Annotated in this window: 1 protein-coding gene and 1 pseudogene; both read left to right on the top strand. The window is 68.1% G+C overall.

Going from position 1 to position 1,472, the window contains the following annotated elements:
* Positions 1 to 833: molybdopterin dinucleotide binding domain-containing protein (locus tag ACFCZN_RS21300; RefSeq protein WP_430558092.1), on the top strand; the 833-nt coding region annotated here is incomplete at its 5' end.
* Positions 834 to 909: 76 nt separating this feature from the next.
* Positions 910 to 1,472 (top strand): annotated as a pseudogene (gene narY, locus ACFCZN_RS21295) (nitrate reductase subunit beta); the annotation flags it as partial.

Here is a 1,472-nt window from a genome sequence, read left to right as displayed (position 1 = left end):
CGCTGCAGGGGTTCGAGGACCTGGAGCGTCGTACGGGACAGCGCCTGGCCGACCTCGCGCGGGACGAGCAGGGCAAGCGCATCACGTTCCCGGACGTGCAGTCGCGCCCGACGGCGGTCATCACCTCTCCCGAGTGGTCCGGCTCCGAGCACGGCGGGCGGCGCTACAGCGCCTTCGTCATCAACGTGGAGCGGCTCAAGCCGTGGCACACTCTCACCGGCCGCCAGCACCTCTACCTCGACCACGACTGGATGATCGAGCTCGGCGAGCAGCTCCCCGTCTACCGGCCGCCGCTCGACATGCACCGCCTGTTCGGCGACTCGCGGGTCGGCGACACGTCCCCCACGGGGGCGCAGGGGTCGGCGGGCTACGCGGAGGTCGCCGTGCGGTACCTGACCCCGCACTCGAAGTGGTCGATCCACTCCGAGTACCAGGACAACCTCTTCATGCTGTCCCTCTCGCGAGGCGGTCCGAACGTCTGGATGTCGCCCGCCGACGCCGCCAAGATCGGGGTCGCGGACAACGAGTGGATCGAGGCGTACAACCGCAACGGCGTGGTCGTGGCGAGGGCGGTGGTCAGCCACCGGATGCCCGAGGGCACGGTCTACATGCACCACGCGACCGACCGCACGATCGACGTCCCGCTCGCCGAGACGTCCGGGCTGCGCGGCGGCATCCACAACTCGCTCACGCGCATCCTCCTCAAGCCGACGCATCTCGCGGGTGGCTACGCCCAGCTCTCCTACGCGTTCAACTACCTCGGGCCCACGGGGAACCAGCGCGACGAGATGACCGTCATCCGCCGACGCAGCCAGGAGGTGCGGTACTCGTGACACTCGTGACCAGGACCGGAACAGTGCAGGGCCAGGCCGCGGGCAGGGCGTCGTCGGCACGGGAGGGGGTGGCGTCGTGCGGGTGATGGCGCAGATGTCGATGGTGATGAACCTGGACAAGTGCATCGGGTGTCACACGTGCTCGGTCACGTGCAAGCAGGCCTGGACCAACCGCACCGGGGTCGAGTACGTGTGGTTCAACAACGTCGAGACCCGCCCCGGCCTGGGGTACCCCCGCACCTACCAGGACCAAGACCGCTGGCAGGGCGGGTGGGTGCGCACCAAGAAGGGCAAGCTCAAGCTCCGCGCCGGGGGGCGGCTCAAGAAGCTCGCCACGATCTTCTCCAACCCCGTGCTGCCCTCCATCCACGACTACTACGAACCGTGGACGTACGAGTACGACATGCTCCTGTCGGCCCCCCAAGGAGCGCACACCCCAGTCGCCAGGCCGAAGTCGCTGCTCACGGGCAAGGACATGAACATCTCCTGGTCGGCGAACTGGGACGACGACCTCGCCGGGTCCACCGCGACCATGGACCAGGACCCGATCCTGCAACACATGTCCGAGCACGTCGCGACCGAGCTCGACAAGACCTTCATGTTCTACCTGCCCCGCATCTGCGAGCACTGCCTCAACCC

Origin of the sequence: Isoptericola sp. NPDC056134, from assembly GCF_042264825.1 — a bacterium.
Lineage (GTDB): Bacteria > Actinomycetota > Actinomycetes > Actinomycetales > Cellulomonadaceae > Isoptericola > Isoptericola nanjingensis.
This window is presented reverse-complemented; position numbering and strand designations above follow the sequence as displayed.